Source organism: Arthrobacter sp. FW306-04-A (assembly GCF_044358315.1).
In the GTDB taxonomy this organism is placed as follows: domain Bacteria; phylum Actinomycetota; class Actinomycetes; order Actinomycetales; family Micrococcaceae; genus Arthrobacter.
The window spans coordinates 3849423-3868480 of record NZ_CP084559.1 but is presented as its reverse complement, the minus strand read 5'-3'; the positions used below and the strand labels follow the sequence as shown (position 1 = coordinate 3868480).

The following is a 19058-nucleotide window of genomic DNA, read 5'->3' as shown; positions in this document are numbered from 1 at the left end:
CCGTCGAACTCAAAGGACTAACAACCGATGACCGCAGCACCTGACCGTGCCACACCTAGCACCCAACTCCCGCTCTGGATTCCCCTGATTGCACAGCACGATTTCCCTGCCGGGACCCATACCGCTGTCAGCGCCCGCGGCGTCCACGTAGCTTTTGAAGACGGGCGACGCCGCCTCTGCGCAAAGAGCGGACTGTGGAACGCCAACCTCGGCTACGGCAACCCACGTATCGCCGAGGCAATCGCCACGGAGCTTGAAGCTGCGTCCTACCTTCCGTTGTTCAGGACGGCCCATCGCAAAGCGATCGAGGCGGCCAACGCACTTCTCTCGCTCCCGGCCCACCGCTTTCAGCGGGTGGTCTTCTCCACATCGGGGGGAGCTGCCAACGACGCCGGTATGAAGCTCGCGCGCCAATACTTCGTGCTGAACGGACAACCCGAGCGAAAAATCATCGTAGGCCTGACCGGCAGCTATCACGGGCTCACCTACGGGAGCCAGGCCCTCAGCGGTGACAACCTGGGCCAGGCCGTCTATGGTGTCGACCGGCGCAATATCCGACACATCAGATTCGATGACGGTGGCGCGGAACTGGCGCAATTGATGCTCAGGGAAGGGCACAGGGTCGCCGCGGTCATCGTCGAACCGGTCCTCGGATCCGGTGCGGACGTTGTGCCTGTAAGCTTCCTGGATTCATTGTTGAAACTCCGGGAGGAGCACGGCTTTCTGGTTGTCGCGGACGAGGTGGCCACCGGATTCGGGCGGGTGAATTCCTGGTTCGTTTCGGATGAGTGGCCGTCGGCTCCGGACGTCATCGTCACATCGAAGGCCATGACGAACGGCACCAGCGCGTGCGCCGCACTCCTGATCGCACAGCGGGTAACGGAGAAGTTCGATTCCACGGAATCCGTCTTTGTCCATGGAGAGACGCAAGCAGGAACTCCGGCCACGTGCGCCGCCATTCTTTCGACCATCGACGAAATGAAAAGGCTGGATCACGGCAGCCTCACCGGGGCGGTCTCGGCCGGACTCGATGATCTCATCGGCCGACTCCGGGGCATTCCCGGCGTGGGAACCGCCACCGGTCGGGGCTGCATGCGGGCCATCAAGCTGGAAACAGTGGACGGATTGCCGTTGTCACCTGGTGGTGTCTTGGCTGTTGTCAAGCGTATTCACCAGGCCGGAGCGATCGTGCAGCCCGGCCCAGGCCGGATCCAACTCCTACCGGCCTTGGTATTCACGAAGGAAAATTTCGAAGAACTCCACGCGGCCATCGCAGCGGGGCTCAGCGCAGCCCGTCGGGACGGGGCCTTCGCGTGATCGCAGACCGGACCTGGAAGACTCGCTGCGTCGTTGTCGATGGGGGGATGCCCGCCAATTACCTCGGCACGCTGATTCGTGGACGGGCCGGACTCGTGGTGGACAGCACGCTCACCGAGCACCGAGATCGACTCTTGGAAGGCGGTCTCAACGGAGCGCCCGTCTTGGAACTCGACGCCAGACCTGTGTCATTCGCGACCCTGACGGTTGTTGCCGACTTCACTCGAGCACACGGTCTCGAGACCGTTGTAGCACTCGGCGGCGGCTCCGTCCTTGACGCGGTGAAACTTTCTGCTCTGTTCTTCGCCGATCCGTGCTTCGCTGAATTCGCAGCGCGCCATGCCAAGCGATCGGGCCTCGTCGTCATACCTTTCGGGACCGAACCAACCGAGCGCCCGAGAACCATCCTGATGCCGTCCACCGTGGGGACCGGCGCCGAAGTTAGCGCTGTAGCATGCCTGGACACCGACGTCGGACGCCACCTGATCGCCTCACCTCACCTGTCGGGTGACCTAGCGGTGCTCGACGCCGCGCATTTCGCGACCCTCCCCCGGACCCTTGTGTTCGAAGGGCTGCTCGAAGCGTTTCTCCGGGTTGCCGGAACGATGATCGGCAGCAGCCGGAGCACTTTCGACGACGACGCCCTCTCGCTTTCGGCGCGGCTCGTGCGGTTGGGGCATCGCTTGCAGCTTGAAGATTCCGCTGAGCTGCGGCTCGTTGCGGCCCGGCTCAGCATGGAAACCCACACCGGATGGTCGCTCATGGCTCGCAACCCTTACGGGGCGAGGCACTGGTATGTCGCGAACGAATTGGCTTACCTGACGGGCGAGAGAAAGATGACCGCGACTGCCACCGTCATCGGGCCGATATGGGACGAGATCGAAAGCGGCGCCACGGCCTGGGGCAACCCTCATCGTTTGTCCGAACTATGGTCCGTCGTGGCAGATGTTGACCCTTCGCTCGGTCGCTCTGCCGCCTTGGGCATCAGGGAGTTGCTGCAGCGATGGGGCGTCCAAGGGCTCGATGACCTGAGCGAACAAACTGCCGTGAAAACAGCCAAATTGGCAGTCGGCCGCTGGGGTGGGGTGCTGCCCATGCTGCGCGGCATTGACCCCGCGCAAATCCAGCACATTCTCCTGAACTCAGTCAAGAAACAGCCAGTCTTGCCGGGCCCATTGGGCGACCAACGAGCGGCAGGGGAGAGGGGGTGAGCACATGAACAGCACCGTCGCGCCAAGGCGCCTGGACCTCGAAATCCAGGAGCTGGAAAGCATCGAAGTTCCGGACGACTGGAGCGAACGTATCCACGGAATCACCGTAGGGCTTGCTTTGGTCGGAATCGCCGTCACTATCACGTGATGAGAAGCCGGCCGGAAGACCAGTCAATCGACACAGGGGGAGGTGAAAGCGATGCAGGAACAGCTCAATATTTCGATCCAGGAAATTGAGTCCATGGATACACCGGACTTCAACAATTGGTTCATCGGCGTGTCCCAAGGGGTGGCTATCGGCATCATTGCCGTCAGCATCACCTAGGCGGAAGCACGGCCGACTATCCAAGAAAACAAGACGATCGAGAGGAGGGGCAATGATCGCAACATCAAACCTTCAGCTGACCATTGAAGAACTGGAGAACCTCGATACACCTGACGACACGCCGTGGTACATCCGCGTTGGTGACGTCATCATTATCGCCGGCATCGTCGTCGGCATCGCTGCGACCTAGCCGGTGCGCGCGGGTGGGGAAGCGCTAGCGTTCGCCACCCGCGTGTACTCCCCTCCCCACGTCTGTCTCCGAGAGTACGAGTTGATGAGAACCGCAACTGACAAGACTGCTGCCGACATCCTGCGCGCCATTGGCCACGAGAGTCCTCCTGAGGATCTGTACGGCATCGAAGGGTCCCGCCTTTACGACAGGCTCACCTCCGACGATCTGTCCGAGCTTCCCGAGATTCTGGGCGCTGTACGGAAAACAGCCGGACCCATCCTCGAATTGGCCGCGGGGTCCGGCAGGATTACCCGGGCGCTCCTGGCTCTGGGGCGTCCCCTGACGGCTGTTGACTCTTCGCCGGAAATGTTGGAAATGCTTAGGCAAAGGGCTGAGACCCGATCCTTTAATCCTCGGGGAGTCGTAGTGGAGGTCGTAGAGGCGGACATGTCCCAACTGCCTGTTGGCGGCAACTACGGCTGCGTCGTTTTGGGTGCCAGCTCGGTGACCCTTCTGACTCATGACCAGCGACGAGCGCTCTTTCGTCGGGTCCGCGATTCCCTGGCCCCTGAAGGCCGCTTTGTGCTCACAGTCCTCGACGCCGACTTATCTGACCAATCGCCGGAGGATCACGACGGTCCGATTACTGGATACTCGGTGCTCGACCCCAACTCCATCCTCTTCAATATTGAGCGCCGGAACCCGGATGGCGGAGCAAGGCACGTGACCATGATCAAGATCGATTTCGAGGACGGAAAGTCATACCGAACGGCCGCCTATGTCAGCGATGTGGCTTACGTCCGGAACGAGGTCATTGAAGCCGAACTCTCCGCTGAGGGCTTGTATGTTCTCGAAAGAGGAGCTGTCCGGATCGCCTCGCCAGTCCCTTCCCTGGACAAGGTTGAGATGTGGGTATGCGGCAGGTGATGATCGACCCCGCACGGACCTTGGATCCCTCCCTCGGCCTCGTTTCTGACGCGCAGGTCTATGTCCCGAATGAGGTTGGTCTATGGCGCACGGTGGCGTATTTGGCCAACGCCCCGTGGGACGGGGAACATCCCAGGCTTTCTTCCGCCGTCGGAGCATTCGACGTCAACAGGCGATCCTCGGTGACGAGGGGATCCGGTGAGGCGGTAGAGCGCTTCGCGCTCGTTCCAGTGCCGGCCGATTCAGAACACCTCAGCGTGACCAACCCTTGCCGCGAAAAGAGGATCGACTTCGTGGGAGCAGGACTTGGGCACCCCTCGGCCCTTGGCCTTGAGTTCCCGTGGTACCGGGCGACGAACCTGGTTTCCGGGACTCAGTCACATGTTCCCGCCAGTGTTGTGGACTACAACCCCGGCAATTTCCCAGAAGAAGGTCTTGCAGGTCAGTTCTTCGATCCATCTCCCAACGGAGCCGCCGCGGGACCCTCGGAACACTTCGCCATGACTTCCGCCGTGGCTGAAATCATTGAGCGTGATGCCTTCTTGTGGGCTTGGCACAAGAGGACACAGCTCAAGAAAATCATGGTGGAAGACTTCCCAGCAGAACTGTCTGGTAATCCGGACGCTCGCAGTCTCACACGGCTCCTCAGAACCGCCCTCGACTCCGGTATCCACGCCAACCTTGCTTTTGTCCCGAACGACGACGGGCCATTGGAAATCGCGGTCAGCGTCATCATCGGTGACACGAAGCATGGACAGTTCGGCGCGGTCGGAATCAAGGCTTCCGCAGACCCCATTTCGGCGTTGAGGGGCGCGCTCCAGGAAGGGCTTCAAATCCGTGAACTCCTCCTGTCCAGATCGCTGTCCCCCGTTACAAGCCATCCAGCGGTGACAAATGACGAATCGAGAGCGGACTTCTGGATGACGCGCCCAGCAATCGATGAACTTCGCGGATGGGTGCAGTCGTTCTCGAAGTCCCCACTGCCTTGTGCTCACCCCCAACCCAACGTGGACGATTTGGTGCAGCATCTGGCTCGGAAAGGAATCACTTCGCACTGGGTAAGCCTCACTCACAGGCTTCCCGCGGCGATACAAGAGATCGGCTGGGAAGCGGGCAAGGCAATCTGTCCTGGTGCGTTCCCACTCACCATGGACGAATCCAAGCGACTGTCCTTGGTGCCGGATGGCTTTGACGGCCCGCCGCGTCGGAACGCCTTCGCTTCAACGCCACATCCGTTGATATGAGCCCCTACAGGAACGACGACATCGTGACACGACCTTCTCACGCTCGAACTACGATTCAATGGCCTGTACAGCTGGCTCCAACTGCGTCCATTGATGAGCCCCTGCGGGCCGGTGGGCCATGGATCGTTGCTCTGAACGGTGTGCCAAAAGCCAGGGTCTCTGCGGACGTGGCCAATGTGCTCAAAGTTTTGGACGGCAAAAAGGAACCCGCGCAAGTGGCTCACCACCTTGGTAGTCCATGGACTGCTGAGGACGTCATGGGGGTTGCTCGCCAGTTGGTTCACACGGGTGTCTTCGATGTGACGGCAAATCAGGCGGAAACTCGGCGAGTCCAGTTCCGTGCGCCCCTCACCGTGCAGGTCACGTTGTTCAATCCCGGGCCGCTCCTCAACTTCTTCCGCCCGACGGTTGCCGCCATGGCCCGTCCCGGGTTTATCGCTGCGGCGGCTGTTCTCCTCGTCGGCGGCATCATCGGCGCTTTCATAGCGGGCCCAAACGTTTGGCGAGTACTGGCAACGCCGCTTCCCTTGGAGGCCTATCTTTACGTCGCCACCGCGATGTTCGCCTCCACTTTGTTGCACGAGCTCGGTCATGGAATGGCGCTCGTCTATTTCGGAGGCACGGCCAGACGCATCGGAATCATGCTGTTTTATCTGGCCCCGGCGTTCTTTTGCGACGTGACGGACGGCTGGCGACTCAGTTCGCCCAAACAAAGGGTGCTGGTCGCGCTGGCCGGACCCTTCGTTCACCTCGGCCTTGGGAGCATTGCGCTGGTGTTCCAGTGCTTTGTTCCGGCGACGTCCCTGAAAGACGCCGCCATCCTCTACGGAATCATTTGCTACGCAATAGCCGTCTTGAACCTCTTGCCGTTCATCAAGCTGGATGGCTACGTCGCGTTGATGTCAGCTGTCGATATTCCGCACCTACGTCGAAAGTCCATCGCCGCATTGTCAGACGTGGTCAGCTCCAGGTTCCTTGGTTCACGTATCAATACGGGCAGCCAGCGTCTCCTGACATGGTTCGGCCTTGCAAGCTTCGTGTCAGGCATCGCCTTCATGGTCATTGGTTTTCAAAGATTTGCACCCATCGTCCTGCAACTCGGCTACGCGGGACACCTAGTGGTCCTCGTTGTCTTTGGTCTTTTGCTTGTGTTGGCCCTTAAGGGAATCATCCAGTTTTTTCATTCGGCCTCAAAGAGGGGCAGCCCGACGTGGCGGCGGATTGGTTTCTTGCTACTCGGAACCGCTGTCGCGGCGGGACTCCTCATCGTGATTCCGATCAGGTCTGTCGTCGTGGCCGGTTACACCTACATAAACGGAGAACTAAAGATCGTGACCCCCATCGAATCGACCGCTCAAGCGATCGTCCCGGGAGACAGGGTGACTTTGAAGTCCCAAGGAATGGTGGTTCATGAAGAACTGGGACAAGCCACCATCGGCACAGAACCGCCGTCGAACTCGATTGCACCTGTGGAAACCATCGTCCCGGTGACGTTTCCGGGTACGAATGTCCCTGTGCGTGCATACCCGGGACGCCTTGAAGGTTCGGTGTCCCTCCCGGTCTCGGGACGAGCCGAGGTGACGAGCCAGAGGGAAATGCGGCTGTGGGAGTGGCTCTGGGATGCCGCCTCGAATTCTCCACTATGGCCAGGGAACTTCGGACAAGCCACCAAAGTCTCGACGGGAGGGCAACAATGAAAATCCATGCCAGCTTTGACGGATTCAGCAAGAAACGAGGCACAAGTTTTGCCGTCGAAGACTTGACGTTCGATGTACCCGCCGGGCGAATCGTGGGACTGATAGGACCCAACGGTGCCGGAAAGAGTACGGCCCTCGCTGGCTTGACCGGCCTGTTGGAGGCGACTTCCGGGCGCGCCACGGTCTTTGGAACTGACTACCGGACCCTGCGCAGACCTGTCACCAAAGTAGGGGTAAACCTGGACGGAATGGACGTCGAGCCTGGGCTCACCGGCCGGCGTCACCTGCAGATCTGTCGGCTTGCCGCCGGTACCCCGCCCGAGAGCGTCGATCGCGTCCTGGAACTGGTCGATTTGACCGCCCAAGCGAACAAGAAGGTCCGGGACTACTCCCTCGGGATGAGACAACGTCTGGGCATCGCCTCGGCAATCATCGGCGGCCCCAAGCTCCTGGTCCTCGACGAACCTGCCAACGGGCTCGACCCGGATGGCATTCACTGGCTGCGATCGTTCCTTAGGGACTTCGCCGGCTCCGGGGGAAGCGTGCTGATCTCGAGCCACCAGCTGACGGAACTGGAACAGATAGCCGATGACGTGGTCATCCTGAAGCGGCGGATGTTGTTCCGTGGGTCCCTTGAGAACGCCACTGCCGTTGGTGGCGGGAACCTGGAAGCCGCATATTTCAGGATTCTGGAGGGAGCCCGATGAACTACGAAGTCAATGCGGCTTTCGTCGGCGGGCTCCGGTCCGAGCTGCTGAGATACTTCAGCGGTTACTCCGTCCTCGGCATCCTGGCCTTCAGTGGGTTGGTGCCTTGGTTCGTGGCTAATTTCCTCGGCTGGCCCGATCATGCAGACAAGCTTCCATCGGCCCAAAACGTCGAGACGTTTTGGGCACTCGCCATGACGATCGCAATCGTTGCCACTTTCGCAGGAAGCTACCTCGTAACCCGGGAAGCCTATTTTGGGACTCTTCGACGAAGCGTTGCGATCTCCGGGATGAGTCAGCTTGTGAGGACCAAGTACGCAGCCTCGCTGGTTGTCGGTCTTTTCACAGCAGCTTCAGGCCTGGCTCTCTGGAGCGGCAGCACCGTGCTCGCCGTATCCCCGGAGGTGCGCACTGAACTTGTGGACGGCGCCTCCTGGCATGCTTTGCTCGGCGTCGTCATCGCCTCAGTTGTCGGGTGCTTGTGGGGTTGTTCACTCGGCTGGATCATCAGGCACTACTACGCAACCACGATCGCCACCATGCTGATTCCCCTCGCTTTGGAACTCCCACTCATGGCGAACTTTCCCGAAATCGCCCGGTGGCTACCGTCGGGAGCCTTGGCAGGGATCGCAAACCTGCCGATTGAGGGCATGTTCGAACCGCTCCACGCATGCCTGGTCTCGCTGGGATGGCTGATTGCAGGAGGAGCAGGCGCGATGTGGGTGCTGCGGAGTAGGGGGGTCTAGTTGGTCAACTATGCACCTGCCTTCTTATCTGACATGCGGCGCCCCTGGCTGTGGAAAGGATCAGCCGTCTGTGCGTTGCTCGTGGCTGGTCTGATCGGTGCACTTGTGGTGGCCGCGGCAATCGGTTCCAAAGAGGACGGCGGGCAGGCGATGACAGGCGTGGATCGAACTCTCTTGGAAGCCGGCTTGTCGTTGATGCTTACCGCAGCGGCCGTGGTGGGCTCCTTCTCATTCACGTCGGACTTTGACACGAGATCGTTTCATCGACGCATCTTGATGTTCCAACGTGGGGCTGCATTCACCGGACGAGCGGCCTCCGGCACTGTCGCTGCCCTCGTGACCGGCGCAATCGTAGGGGTGCTTTTCGGGCTATCAGGGGAACTTGTGGCTAGCCTGTGGCATGTCAGCGCCCCCGCCGTGCTGGCCTTCACCGCGATGGCCGGAATCGGTTCGCTCTGGGGTTTCGCGATCGGTTCCCTCATCCGCAACCACTCTCTGAGCCTCTTTGTTGTACCGCTGAGCCTTGTTCTGCCGGCAGCTCTCGCCAGCCGGCTGGGACAATTCGCCGATCTTCTCTTCCCGAACTTGGTCACGGATTGGGTGAACCAATGGGCGTCGGGAAGCGTGAAGCCCGATTCCTTTGCAGGGGCAGTTATCTGGCTCGCCTGCGCGCTCGGCGGGGCATATTGGGTGTTTTCAAAGCGCGATCTGACCTAACCATTTACCGTTCATTAGGGAATTTACTGTGAAGCGTAACCCAGCCATCTGGCTTCTACTCACTCTTATTTTTGGTTTCTACTCCATCTACATCTTTTCCTCCGCACCCGGGGACTCATTGTGGGCCACCGTTTCAGGAGTGGTCCTCGTAGCGGCTTCACTGGCTTCGCTTTGGAAATTCCTGCGCGATGTCAAGGCATCAAAGAACCAGAGAAGCGGCGAGTGACGCCTGTGCCGCGCGCGAGCAAACCCTCCCCGATATCCCGCCCGATCCTCCGCAACAGTTCCGCCGACAACACCGGATCCTTCGACGAGTCCTGATCCGTGTAGTCCGCCAGGGCGTACACATACGAGAGCGACATTTCGGACCACCGCTCCTGGGGTAGCAGCGAGCGGCCCGCGACGGCGATGATCGGCCGGGTGCCCGATCGGCGTGCGACGGCGGCGGGCAGCTTTCCGGCGAGAGTCTGCTCGTCGATGCTGCCCTCGCCGGTGATAACGACGTCGCAGTTGTCCTTGCGGGCGTCGAAGTCCAGGAGGTCAAGGAAGTAGTCCGCCCCGGAAACCTGAGAAGCCCCAAGCAACAGGCACGCGATGCCGATCCCGCCGGCGCTTCCGGCACCGGGATGCTCGGCGAGAGATGCCGCGGCAGCAAACCGGGCGGACGCCGGCCCACCCGAGGCGACCCCACTCGAGGCGACCCCACCCGAAGCGAGCACAGAGACCAAGTGCCTGAGACCGGCGTCGAGCGCTGCGACATCCTGAACCGAAGCGCCCTTCTGCGGCCCGAATACAGCAGGTGCACCCTGCGGCCCGGAGAGCGGATTGTGCACGTCGCTCGCAACAATGAATTCCGTATCGGCCAGCCCAGGAAGCAGAGCGCCGTCTACGGAAGAAATCGAGACAAGGTTCCGCCCGTTACCCTCCAAAGAACCCCCGGAAGCGTCCAGGAAGCGGAAGCCTAAGGCTGTGAGCATGCCCGTTCCGCCGTCGGTGCTCGCGCTGCCACCGAGCGCCAGCACGATCCGCGCAGGCCCCAACGAAAGAGCAAAGAGAACGGCCTCCCCGAACCCGCGACTTGAAGCTTCCAGAGGCGCCAGCTGGCCGTCCGGCAACAGCCCCAGCCCGCAAGTGTTCGCCACCTCCACAACTGCCGTGACGCCGTCGAACGCTATGTCTGCCTGGACGGGCTGACCAGTGGGCCCGCTCACCGTGCAGTTGTGGCGGCTGAAGCCGGAGGCAACGGCGGCATCTACGCTGCCGTCACCTCCATCCGCCAGAGGCAGCAGTTCACAGTGGACGATCGGTCCGGAACCGGAGGCCGCGCCGGCGGAGTGGAGCCCTGCTGCCAGGGCGTCGGCGACCTCGCCGGCAGTGAGGCTGCCTTTGAACTTGTCGGGCGCGATGAGGACGGTCTTCGGGGCGGTTGCGCTGCGCATGTCACTGAGATTCCGAGTAAGCGGGGTGGCGATCGGCGGGCTGAAAGGGCTCGACGGCGGCGGCGGGCGCCGGCGCCGGAAGGTCACCCGGATTCGGCTCCACGACTTCGCCGGCGAAGACACGACGAACGCGGTCGGCGTCGAGGGTGCGGTCCCACCAGGCGATGAAGAGTGTGGCCACTGCGTTCCCGGTGAAGTTCACCAAGGCGCGGCACTCGGACATGAACTTGTCGATGCCGAAGATGAGCATGATGCCGGCGGCCGGGATGGTGCCGATGGTGGCCAACGTTGCGGTGAGGGCGATGAAGCCGCCCCCCGCGACGCCCGCAGCACCCTTGGACGTGAGCAGCATAACGGCGATGAGGCCCAACTGCTGGCCGATGCTCAGGTGCGTGTTGGTCGCTTGGGCGATGTACACGGCGGCGAGGGAAAGGTAGATCGCGGCGCCGTCGAGGTTGAAGCTGTAGCCGGTGGGGACAACGAGCCCAACCGTCTCCTTCTTAACCCCCGCATGCTCGAGTTTCCGCATCAAACCCGGCAGCGCCGGTTCGGCGGTCGAGGTGCCCAGGATGATCAGATATTCCTCTTTGAAGTGCCGGATCATCGTGAAGATGTTCAGCTTCAGGAACGCCATGACGGAGCCGAGGACCACCACCACAAAGAGGATGGAGGTGATGTAGAACAGCGCTATCAGCCCACCCATGCTGGTCAGGGAGGACACACCGTACTTGCCGACTGCAAAGGCCATGGCACCGAAGGCGCCCAGCGGCGCAGCCTTCATGATGAAGCCCAGGATCTTGAACATCACGCCGGTGAGCCGCTGTACGCCGTCGAGCACGGGGGCGCCAAGCTTGCCCATAGCGTTCAACGCGATGCCGAAGACGACCGCGATGAAGATGACCTGGAGAATATCGCCTGCAATGAAGGGCTGCACGATGCTCGTGGGGATGATGTTGGTCAGGAACTGCCACCATTCCTGGTGCGCGCCGGCGTCGATGAGCTTGGCCGCGGCATCAGTGGTCTTGATGGTGCTGGCAGTAGCGTTAACGCCTTCGCCAAGCCGGAAGATGTTGATCGCCACCAGGCCGAACACCAGCGCACAAATGGTGCCGACCTGGAAATAGGTGAGAGCCTTCAGGCCCGTCATCCCGACCTTCTTCAGGTCCGCGATGCTCGCGATCCCGCCGACGATGGTCAGAAAGACGATCGGGCCGATGAGCATCCTCATCGCATTGACGAACGTGGTCCCGATCGGTTCCATGGCGATGCCCGCAGTCGGCGCGAGCCAACCGAGAAGGACGCCAATGAGAATGGCGGTCAGAACCCAGAAATACAGTTGCCGATACCAGCGTTTTTTGGGGGCCGGGGTCGGATGACCGGCGGTTGATGTGTGTCCCATGATTCCTACCTCATTGTGGAAAATCTCTGGAGATGGTCTTAAGTGTCGTGAAGCGTTGCGGTTGTGGAACGTACGACGGCGGCCAGCTAGCCGCCGTCGAACGCAAACCTCAGATCTGGGCGGGGTTAGACAGCCGCGAGGGTGTGCGTGAGCGCCGCAATTATCGCCTCGGTGACGTCGTCCGTGTTGGCTTCGCCGCCGACGTCGCGGGTCAAGAACCCCGCGGCGGTGGTCTGCTCGATAGCGGCCTCGACCAAGCGGGCTTCCTCGTGCAGGCCGAAGTGGTCCAGCATGAGAGCGGCGCTGGCGATGGCGCCGATCGGGTTGCTGATGCCCTTGCCGGCGATATCCGGTGCTGAGCCGTGGACGGGTTCAAACATGGACGGGAAACGGCGCTCCGGGTTCAAGTTGGCGCTCGCAGCGAGTCCCAGGCTGCCCGCGAGGGCAGAGCCGAGGTCCGAGAGGATGTCGGCGTTCAGGTTGGACGCGACTACCACCGACAGTTCCTCGGGGTGGAGGATGAATTTGGCGCTCATGGCGTCAACCAGGACGCTCTCGGTCCTCACGTCCGGGTAGTCGAGGGCGACGCGCTTGAAGGTTTCGTCCCAGAGGACCATGCCGTACTGCTGGGCGTTGGATTTCGTGACGGACGAGACCTTTTTGACCGTGCGGGTCCGTGCAAGGTCGAAAGCGAAGCGAATGATGCGCTCGCAGCCTTTCTCGGTGAACAGCGCGGTTTGCAAGGCGACCTCGTTGCCCGGGCCGCGTCCACTCAGGTTCCGGCCACCGAGACCGGCGTACTCGCCTTCGCTGTTCTCGCGGACCACGATCCAGTCGAGCTCGGTGTTGTCTGCTTTGCGGAGCGGGGACTGGATGCCGGGGAGGAACTTGACTGGGCGGATGTTGGCCCACTGGTCGAAGTTCTGGGTGATGTTGAGGCGAAGGCCCCAGAGGCTGATGTGGTCCGGGACGTTTTCCCAGCCCACGGCTCCGAAGTAGATGGCGTCGAAGTCCTTGAGGGCATCCAGGCCCTTGGGGTCCATCATCTGGCCGGTCTTCTCGTAGTAGCCGCAGCCCCACGGGAACTCGGTCCATTCGAAGGCGAACTTGCCGTCGGAGTTCGTGGCCAGGGCGTCCAGGACGCGGCGGCCAGCGGAGACAACTTCCTTGCCCACGCCGTCTGCGGGGATCGATGCGATGCTGAATTTCTGGGTGGCGCTCATGCCTACCTCCTCGTTGAGTTTGTTAGCAGAGTCACACTGCCTTCCTCTTCAAGTAGACGGTGGGCCGGTAGTTGGCGTCCAAGACTTAGTTTCGATATGGCTGATAGGTAGGGCCTATCTTTAGTTTTGCAATCGATGGCGCTATCTTTCCGTGTGCTGTGCCGCGACTTCGAGGAACGCCTTGGCGGCAGGAGTGAGGTTGTCTTTGCGGCTGAGCACCGCGACGTCCAAGTGGCTCACCGGTTCGATGAGCAGCGTGCGGAGCCCCGCTTTGTGCGCGGTGGGAGCCCACGACGACGGCATCACCGCGTGTCCGACGCCCGCCAGGACGAGGGGCAAGATGGAGGTCCGGTGGGCGACTTCGACGACGATCTCCACCTCGACGCCGTGCGCCAAGGCATCGTCGACCAGCCAACGCATGAGGGAGCCGCGCTGGCTGGCAATAATGCGCTGACCGCCGAGGTCCTCCCGTTGGATGCCCGTTTTCTCGGCGCCGAAGCCGTCGGCCTGCGGATTGACGATCAGGATGAGGGGCTGCTTTTCGAGTTCGAGGACCTGGACCCCAGGAACCCGGATGGGCGTGGGGGACCCGGCGAGCCCGATTTCGGTGCTGCCGTTGCGGACTGATTCGATCACTTCTTCGGGCGTAAAGGCGGCGCTGACGTTCAGCCTGACCGAGGGATAAAGCTTGGTGAAGGCGGCGATCATGGACGTCAGTGGCTCGATGCCGGGGGAGGGCATGGTGATGATATCGAGGCTACCGCTTCTGATGCCGCGGAGTGACTGGACTGCTGATTGCGCGGCATCGAGGTCCCGCATGACGAGTCTGGCCGGGCCGATCAGCTCCTTGCCGGCTTCGCTGAGCACTGCCCTGCGGCCGATGCGATGGAACAGGGGAACGCCGAGCTCTTTCTCCAGGCCCGCGATGGTCTGGGAAAGTGATGGCTGGGCGATGAGCAGGTGCTCGGCCGCGCGGTTGAACCCGTCGTGGTCGACGACGGCGAGGAAGTACTTCAGTTTTCGCGTGTCCACGCCAGATAGCCTATGCCTATCAGTCGCGTTCGCCGTGACCCGGGCGTCCGCTGTCGGAACCTTCCACCTTGACCCGGGCGCCCGCCGTCGGGGGCTTCAGAACGCGGGCCCTCCCGTTTCGCCCAGTGGATACTCGCGCTCGAGTTCGGCCACCTTGGGATCGTCCTCGTCAGCTCCGTAGTCCGAGTTTCGGGTGATGTCCTTTCCATCGGGGAGCTTCATCGCGCGGAAGACCAAGGACAGGACTGCAGCAACGATGAGGTTGATCGCGAACGCCACCACAGCGATGTAAACCTGCACATTAGTGCCCGGAATGGCCGCGATAGAGCCGCCGAAGTTGGCCTTCGTCACCGGATTGACCACGTTGTATGCCGCGATCGTGCCGTAGATGATTCCGGCGGCCCATCCTGCGAAGAGCGCCCAGCGGTGGAACCACCTAGTGTAGAGCCCGGCCACGATCGCCGGGAAGGTCTGCAGGATCCAGATACCACCGAGGAGCTGCATGTTGATGGCTGCCGACTGGTCCATCGCGATGACGAAGATCAGCGCCCCGAACTTCACCACGAGCGAGGCGATTTTGGAGACCTTCGCTTCCTGCCGCGGGTCGGCGTCGGGCCGGATCAGGTCCCGGTAGATATTGCGTGTAAACAGGTTGGCGGCAGCGATCGACATGATGGCAGCCGGGACCAAGGCGCCGATGGCGATAGCCGCCAAAGCGATCCCTGCAAACCACGCGGGGAAGTTGTCCAAGAACAACTGCGGAACCACCAGTTGCGGGTTGACGGCACCGTTCAGGTCGATCGGCTTGGTTCCCGCGGAGATGGCCGCGTAGCCCAGGAGGGCAAGGAATCCCAGCATCAGCGAGTACAGCGGGAGCACCGCGGCATTCTTGCGGATGGTGTTCCTGCTCTTGGTGGCCAGGACCCCGGTGACCGAGTGCGGGTACATGAACAAGGCCAGCGCGGAGCCAAGGGCCAGCGTCCAGTATGCCGAGTAGCTCGCCGCACCCGGGATGAAGACGCCGGTTGGTTTGCCTGTGGCCGGGCTGATGGCGTCAAGTTTCGTCTGGGCTGCACCAAAGATGTTGTCCCAGCCTCCGAACTTGATCGGCAGGTAGATCACCGCGACGATGACCGCCAGATAGATCAGGAGGTCTTTCACGACGGCGATCAGCGCCGGGGCCCGGAGGCCCGAAGTGTAGGTGTAGGCGGCCAGGACTACAAAAGCGATGATCAGCGGCAAGTCAGTCAGCAACACATTCTCCGCGCTGCCGAGGCCCAACACCGTGAGCACGGCCTTGATACCAACCAATTGCAGCGCGATGTACGGCATGGTCGCGACAATGCCGGTGAGGGCCACGGCAACCGTCAGTGCCCTGCTGCCGTAACGGCCGCCAACGAAGTCCGCCGGCGTGACGAACCCATGCCTGTGCGAGACGGACCACAACCGGCTCATCAGCAGGAACACGATCGGGTACAGCACGATCGTGTACGGCACTGCGAAGAAACCGCTCACAGCTCCGGTGGCCCACATTGCGGCCGGGACGGCCACGAACGTGTAGGCCGTGTAGAGGTCGCCGCCGAGAAGGAACCACGTCACCCAGGTTCCAAACCCCCGGCCACCGAGGCCCCACTCATCGAGGCTGTGCAACCCGGTCTCTTTGCCCGCACGCCAGCGTGCAGCGAAGAAGCCCAACACCGCCACCAGGATAAAGAGGACGACGACGACGGTGAGCGCGACGCCGTTGACGGGCCTATCCGCTGTGGTAGCCAGCGGGACGGCGAGCCCGCTCATTGTTCCTGCTCCTCGGTGCGCGGTCCCCGCGCGGCCTCGCGGCGGCGGCGGTCCTCCTTGGTAACCAACCAGTAGGCGATGCCAATCATGCCTGCGGTGATGGGAACCCAGAGCATTTGGTACCAGTAAAAGAACGGCATACCGCCAAACCGCGGCTTGTCGATCGAATACAAGGGGACAAACAACGGAACCAGAATAGCGATGGCTAGCAGGATTCCGGCCGCAATATACGGACCGGGCCTTGCCGGTCCCCGGGTTGGCACATCGGGAGTTGACATGGACGCCTCCTCATCGAGACGGCCCCCGGAGCGGGAAGGGTTTCCCTGGACGTGCCGGTGGCCTGGGGACCGCGAATATAACGGTCCACCAACAGAATAGATTCTGGATTAATTCTCCGACAGGGGAATTGCGCCCGTTTTTTGTCGCGGCTCGGCACTTGAACGGCAGGGGGCGGTCACCGTTGCCCGGTGACCGCCCTCTGCCGAACTGAAGGTGACTAGCCGTCTGTGTCCTTCGCAGGCGGCTGGCCATTGGAACCGGTGCTGGAGCCCGATCCGGAACCGATCACGCTGTGCTGGGGTTCGGGCATGTTCGAGTCAGCACCGTTCACGGACTGCCAGATGGCCTTGTTGTAGAGCTGCTCATCGATCTTGTCTTCGGTAGCGGTGTCCTGGGTGGCTACCTGTGGGGCCATCGGAGCGTTTGCCCCGTTGACGGTGGTCATGTCGTAGCTGGGCTTGACCGCGGTGTACGGCGTGTTGTCCGGCTTGGCCGTGAACGACGCGTTCATGGGAGTAGCGAACGCATCGAACTGGGTCAGCGGGCCGATGCCGGCGATCAGGCCGATGGTGCGGACCATTGAAGCTGTGCTGTAGAAGGTTGAATCGACTTTCCCGGTCTGGGTGTAGGGGCTGATGGCCAGCGCCAAGGTGCGGTGCGCATCCACGTGATCCGGGCCATTCTGTGCGTCATCCTCGGTGACGAAGATGGCAGTGTCCTTCCAGGCGGAGGAGTGGGACACGGTGTCCACCAGCTTGCCGAGCGCGTAGTCGTTATCCGCGACGTATGCCTTCGGCGTGGGGGCGCCAACACGGGTGGCCTGGGTGTGGTCATTGGGCAGCCGGACGAACTGGACCGTGGGAACAGTTCCGGACGCCACTTGGGACTGGAAGTCCTTGGCCCATTCCTCAACACGCGGAGTACCGCAGTTGGGCTTCAGCGGTGCGAACGATCCCGCGGAATCAGGGCAGTTCAGGTCGTAGCCGTGGTAGTTGTGGTCGGTCTGCGCATCCAGAACGGGGTCTGCGGCGTTGAATGTGCCGGCGTTGTTGGAAACGTAGAAGCCGTAGTTGCGGAAGCTGACGCCTGCTTTGGCCAGCCGCTGCCAGACATACGTGTTGTCAGGCTGCTGGGCCGCGATTTCAGGGGCGTTTCCTTCGCTGGGATACGGTGCCTTGCGGCCCGAGTAGTTGGCCGGCCACATCTGTTCGGCGTAGGGGTTCGAGTTGGCCGAGGCCACCCAGTTCCAACCATTGGCACTAACTTCAGCATCGGCGTAGAAGTTGTCAATCGTGGTGAACTTCTTGGACAGGGCCCTCATGTTCGGGGCAGACTCGTCGCCGAAGAGATTTAGCGAGGGATCGCCGTTGCCCTTGCCGAGGCTGCCTAGCACCTGGTCGTAGGTGCGGTTTTCCTTGACCACGTAGATCACGTGTTTGATGGGGCTCTCTTGACCGGGTTGGCGCGGGATGATGTTGCCACCGGCGGTGTCCGGGCGGTTGTTGTTTTTGACCTGCTCGGTGGCCTTCTGCAGTTGGCCGCCTTCCGGAACGCTGAAACTGCTCAGAGTGCCAGCGATCATGGATCCGCTGTACTGGTTTTCGGCGGTCGGCGCAGTTGACTCAGGGTTCGGGTGGCCGGCGCCGTTGTTCGGTCCGGCGCCCAGCCCTTTCGCGTTGGTGACGTGCAGGGTCCCGCCGCTGAAGGCCAACGAACTCGGGTACCAGCCGACAGGCACCACACCGGCAACCGCGTTGTGGGCAAGGTCGACGACGGCGACGTCGTTGTTACCGGAGTTGCTCACGAAGAGGCGGCGCCCGGCTTCGTCCAAGGCCAGCCCCGTGGGGTTGGTTCCCACCGGTGCGCCCTTTTCAGGCGCGACGCTGATACTCGAGCTTGTGCCGGCGGCGGTATCGACCACCGAGACGGTGTCGTCGTCGCCATTGGCGACGTAAAGCGTACGTCCGTCCTTCGAGAGGACGGACTTGTTGGGGTGGAGACCCACGGTCACGGTGCGGGAAACCTTCGGTTCGGCGCCTGAGATGTCCACCGCGGAGAGGTCGGACGCGCCCTGGTTGGTGACGAACGCCGTCGTACCGTCTGGGGAAACGGCAACTGAAAGTGGCCGGTGACCGGCGGGCGTCGTCGAAACGTTGCCACTGGCGAGGTCGACGACGGACACGGCGTCGGCCAATTGATCTGCAACTACCAGCCGCTTACCGTCGGGCGTGATCGCCAATCCGGCCGGGAAGAGGTTCAGTGCCTTGCCCGCGGGGGTCGTGGTGGGCAGCTGGATGGGCGCGCCTTCGGCCAGCTTGCCGCCGGAGTAGCTGTAGGCGCGGATTTTGGAGTTCGCGGCCGCGCTGGCGTAAAGCTTGGTACCGTCCGGGCTCCAAGCCAAGCCCATGTAAAGCGATTCGGGAGACTTGTAGGAGATGGTCTGGTCTACTTCGTGGTCTGCGAGATCGACGAGTTGCAGGGACTGGGTGCCTTGACCATTGTTGGTGACGGCGAGCCTCTTGCCGTCGGGGGAGATGGCGGAGTTCAGCGGGAGGTCTCCGAGTGAGGTCTGCTGTCCAGTTGGCGTGACCCGCATGCCCACTGGCGTGACCGCCGTTCCGTCCTCATGAGGACCGGCGAACGTGGAAACCGCCGCAAAGGCAGCTCCGCCGACGAGCGCACAAGACAATGTTCCGATGATGACCGGGATTGTTTTGAATTTCATGATCCCAAAGCTAGAAGCCTTGAAACACGGTGGCCCGACTCACAGGGAACCGTCAGCTAAATCGTCAGTGAACTGACGAAGTGGGCCGGACGGTACCGCATGCT

At 61.9% G+C, this 19058-nt stretch carries 18 protein-coding genes; 11 read left to right on the top strand and 7 right to left on the bottom strand.

The window, feature by feature from the left end; all coding sequences use genetic code 11:
• The first annotated feature begins 27 nt into the window (after nt 1-27).
• From mpaD to LFT43_RS17960, 11 genes are all read left to right on the top strand, one after another.
• Nucleotides 28-1317, top strand: a complete 1290-nt coding sequence (gene mpaD, locus LFT43_RS18010; RefSeq protein WP_395799142.1) for a daptide-type RiPP biosynthesis aminotransferase — start codon at nt 28-30, stop codon at nt 1315-1317.
• A 47-nt stretch (nt 1318-1364) separates the two neighbouring features.
• Nucleotides 1365-2528 carry a daptide-type RiPP biosynthesis dehydogenase gene (gene mpaC / locus LFT43_RS18005; RefSeq protein WP_395799140.1) on the top strand — a complete coding sequence of 388 codons (1164 nt, stop codon included), beginning with the start codon at nt 1365-1367 and terminating at the stop codon, nt 2526-2528.
• Nucleotides 2529-2532: 4 nt separating this feature from the next.
• The gene (locus tag LFT43_RS18000; RefSeq protein WP_395799138.1) at nt 2533-2676 is read left to right on the top strand and encodes a daptide-type RiPP; all 144 of its coding nucleotides are present in this window, start codon (nt 2533-2535) and stop codon (nt 2674-2676) included.
• Between the two features lie 51 nt (nt 2677-2727).
• Nucleotides 2728-2853, top strand: coding sequence for a daptide-type RiPP (locus tag LFT43_RS17995; RefSeq protein ID WP_265978757.1), 126 nt, complete (start codon nt 2728-2730; stop codon nt 2851-2853).
• 52 nt (nt 2854-2905) lie between these two features.
• Nucleotides 2906-3043: a daptide-type RiPP gene (locus LFT43_RS17990; RefSeq protein ID WP_265978759.1), complete on the top strand. Its 138-nt coding sequence runs from the start codon at nt 2906-2908 to the stop codon at nt 3041-3043.
• A gap of 84 nt (nt 3044-3127) precedes the next feature.
• Nucleotides 3128-3952: a daptide-type RiPP biosynthesis methyltransferase gene (gene mpaM / locus LFT43_RS17985; RefSeq protein WP_395799135.1), complete on the top strand. Its 825-nt coding sequence runs from the start codon at nt 3128-3130 to the stop codon at nt 3950-3952.
• Complete coding sequence (locus LFT43_RS17980; protein ID WP_395803153.1) at nt 3940-5196, top strand: YcaO-like family protein; 1257 nt, start codon at nt 3940-3942, stop codon at nt 5194-5196. Before mpaM ends, LFT43_RS17980 begins: the two co-directional genes overlap by 13 nt.
• Nucleotides 5193-6893 (top strand): daptide biosynthesis intramembrane metalloprotease, encoded by a 1701-nt coding sequence (gene mpaP, locus LFT43_RS17975; protein ID WP_395799133.1) that lies wholly within the window; start codon nt 5193-5195, stop codon nt 6891-6893. Before LFT43_RS17980 ends, mpaP begins: the two co-directional genes overlap by 4 nt.
• Complete coding sequence (locus LFT43_RS17970) at nt 6890-7600, top strand: ABC transporter ATP-binding protein (protein WP_395799131.1); 711 nt, start codon at nt 6890-6892, stop codon at nt 7598-7600. Before mpaP ends, LFT43_RS17970 begins: the two co-directional genes overlap by 4 nt.
• Nucleotides 7597-8346, top strand: a complete 750-nt coding sequence (locus LFT43_RS17965; RefSeq protein WP_395799129.1) for a hypothetical protein — start codon at nt 7597-7599, stop codon at nt 8344-8346. The genes LFT43_RS17970 and LFT43_RS17965 overlap by 4 nt, the downstream gene beginning before the upstream one ends.
• A gap of 81 nt (nt 8347-8427) precedes the next feature.
• Nucleotides 8428-9063 (top strand): hypothetical protein, encoded by a 636-nt coding sequence (locus LFT43_RS17960; RefSeq protein WP_395799127.1) that lies wholly within the window; start codon nt 8428-8430, stop codon nt 9061-9063.
• A 191-nt stretch (nt 9064-9254) separates the two neighbouring features.
• On the opposite strand, the gene LFT43_RS17955 is transcribed toward LFT43_RS17960, so the two are convergent.
• The 7 genes from LFT43_RS17955 to LFT43_RS17925 all read right to left on the bottom strand — a co-directional run bounded on the left by LFT43_RS17955 (nt 9255) and on the right by LFT43_RS17925 (nt 18954).
• Nucleotides 9255-10502, bottom strand: a complete 1248-nt coding sequence (locus LFT43_RS17955) for a glycerate kinase (RefSeq protein ID WP_395799125.1) — start codon at nt 10500-10502, stop codon at nt 9255-9257.
• Nucleotide 10503: 1 nt separating this feature from the next.
• The gene (gene dctA, locus LFT43_RS17950) at nt 10504-11901 is read right to left on the bottom strand and encodes a C4-dicarboxylate transporter DctA (RefSeq protein ID WP_395799123.1); all 1398 of its coding nucleotides are present in this window, start codon (nt 11899-11901) and stop codon (nt 10504-10506) included.
• 125 nt (nt 11902-12026) lie between these two features.
• Nucleotides 12027-13124 carry a tartrate dehydrogenase gene (locus tag LFT43_RS17945; RefSeq protein ID WP_395799121.1) on the bottom strand — a complete coding sequence of 366 codons (1098 nt, stop codon included), beginning with the start codon at nt 13122-13124 and terminating at the stop codon, nt 12027-12029.
• A gap of 141 nt (nt 13125-13265) precedes the next feature.
• The gene (locus LFT43_RS17940) at nt 13266-14156 is read right to left on the bottom strand and encodes a LysR family transcriptional regulator (RefSeq protein ID WP_395799119.1); all 891 of its coding nucleotides are present in this window, start codon (nt 14154-14156) and stop codon (nt 13266-13268) included.
• 96 nt (nt 14157-14252) lie between these two features.
• Nucleotides 14253-15950 carry a monocarboxylate uptake permease MctP gene (mctP, locus tag LFT43_RS17935; protein ID WP_395799117.1) on the bottom strand — a complete coding sequence of 566 codons (1698 nt, stop codon included), beginning with the start codon at nt 15948-15950 and terminating at the stop codon, nt 14253-14255.
• A complete protein-coding gene (locus LFT43_RS17930; RefSeq protein WP_395799115.1) occupies nt 15947-16228 on the bottom strand; it encodes a DUF3311 domain-containing protein in 282 nt (93 codons plus the stop codon). Before LFT43_RS17930 ends, mctP begins: the two co-directional genes overlap by 4 nt.
• 218 nt (nt 16229-16446) lie before the next feature.
• A complete protein-coding gene (locus tag LFT43_RS17925) occupies nt 16447-18954 on the bottom strand; it encodes an alkaline phosphatase family protein (RefSeq protein WP_395799113.1) in 2508 nt (835 codons plus the stop codon).
• Nucleotides 18955-19058: the final 104 nt, after the last annotated feature.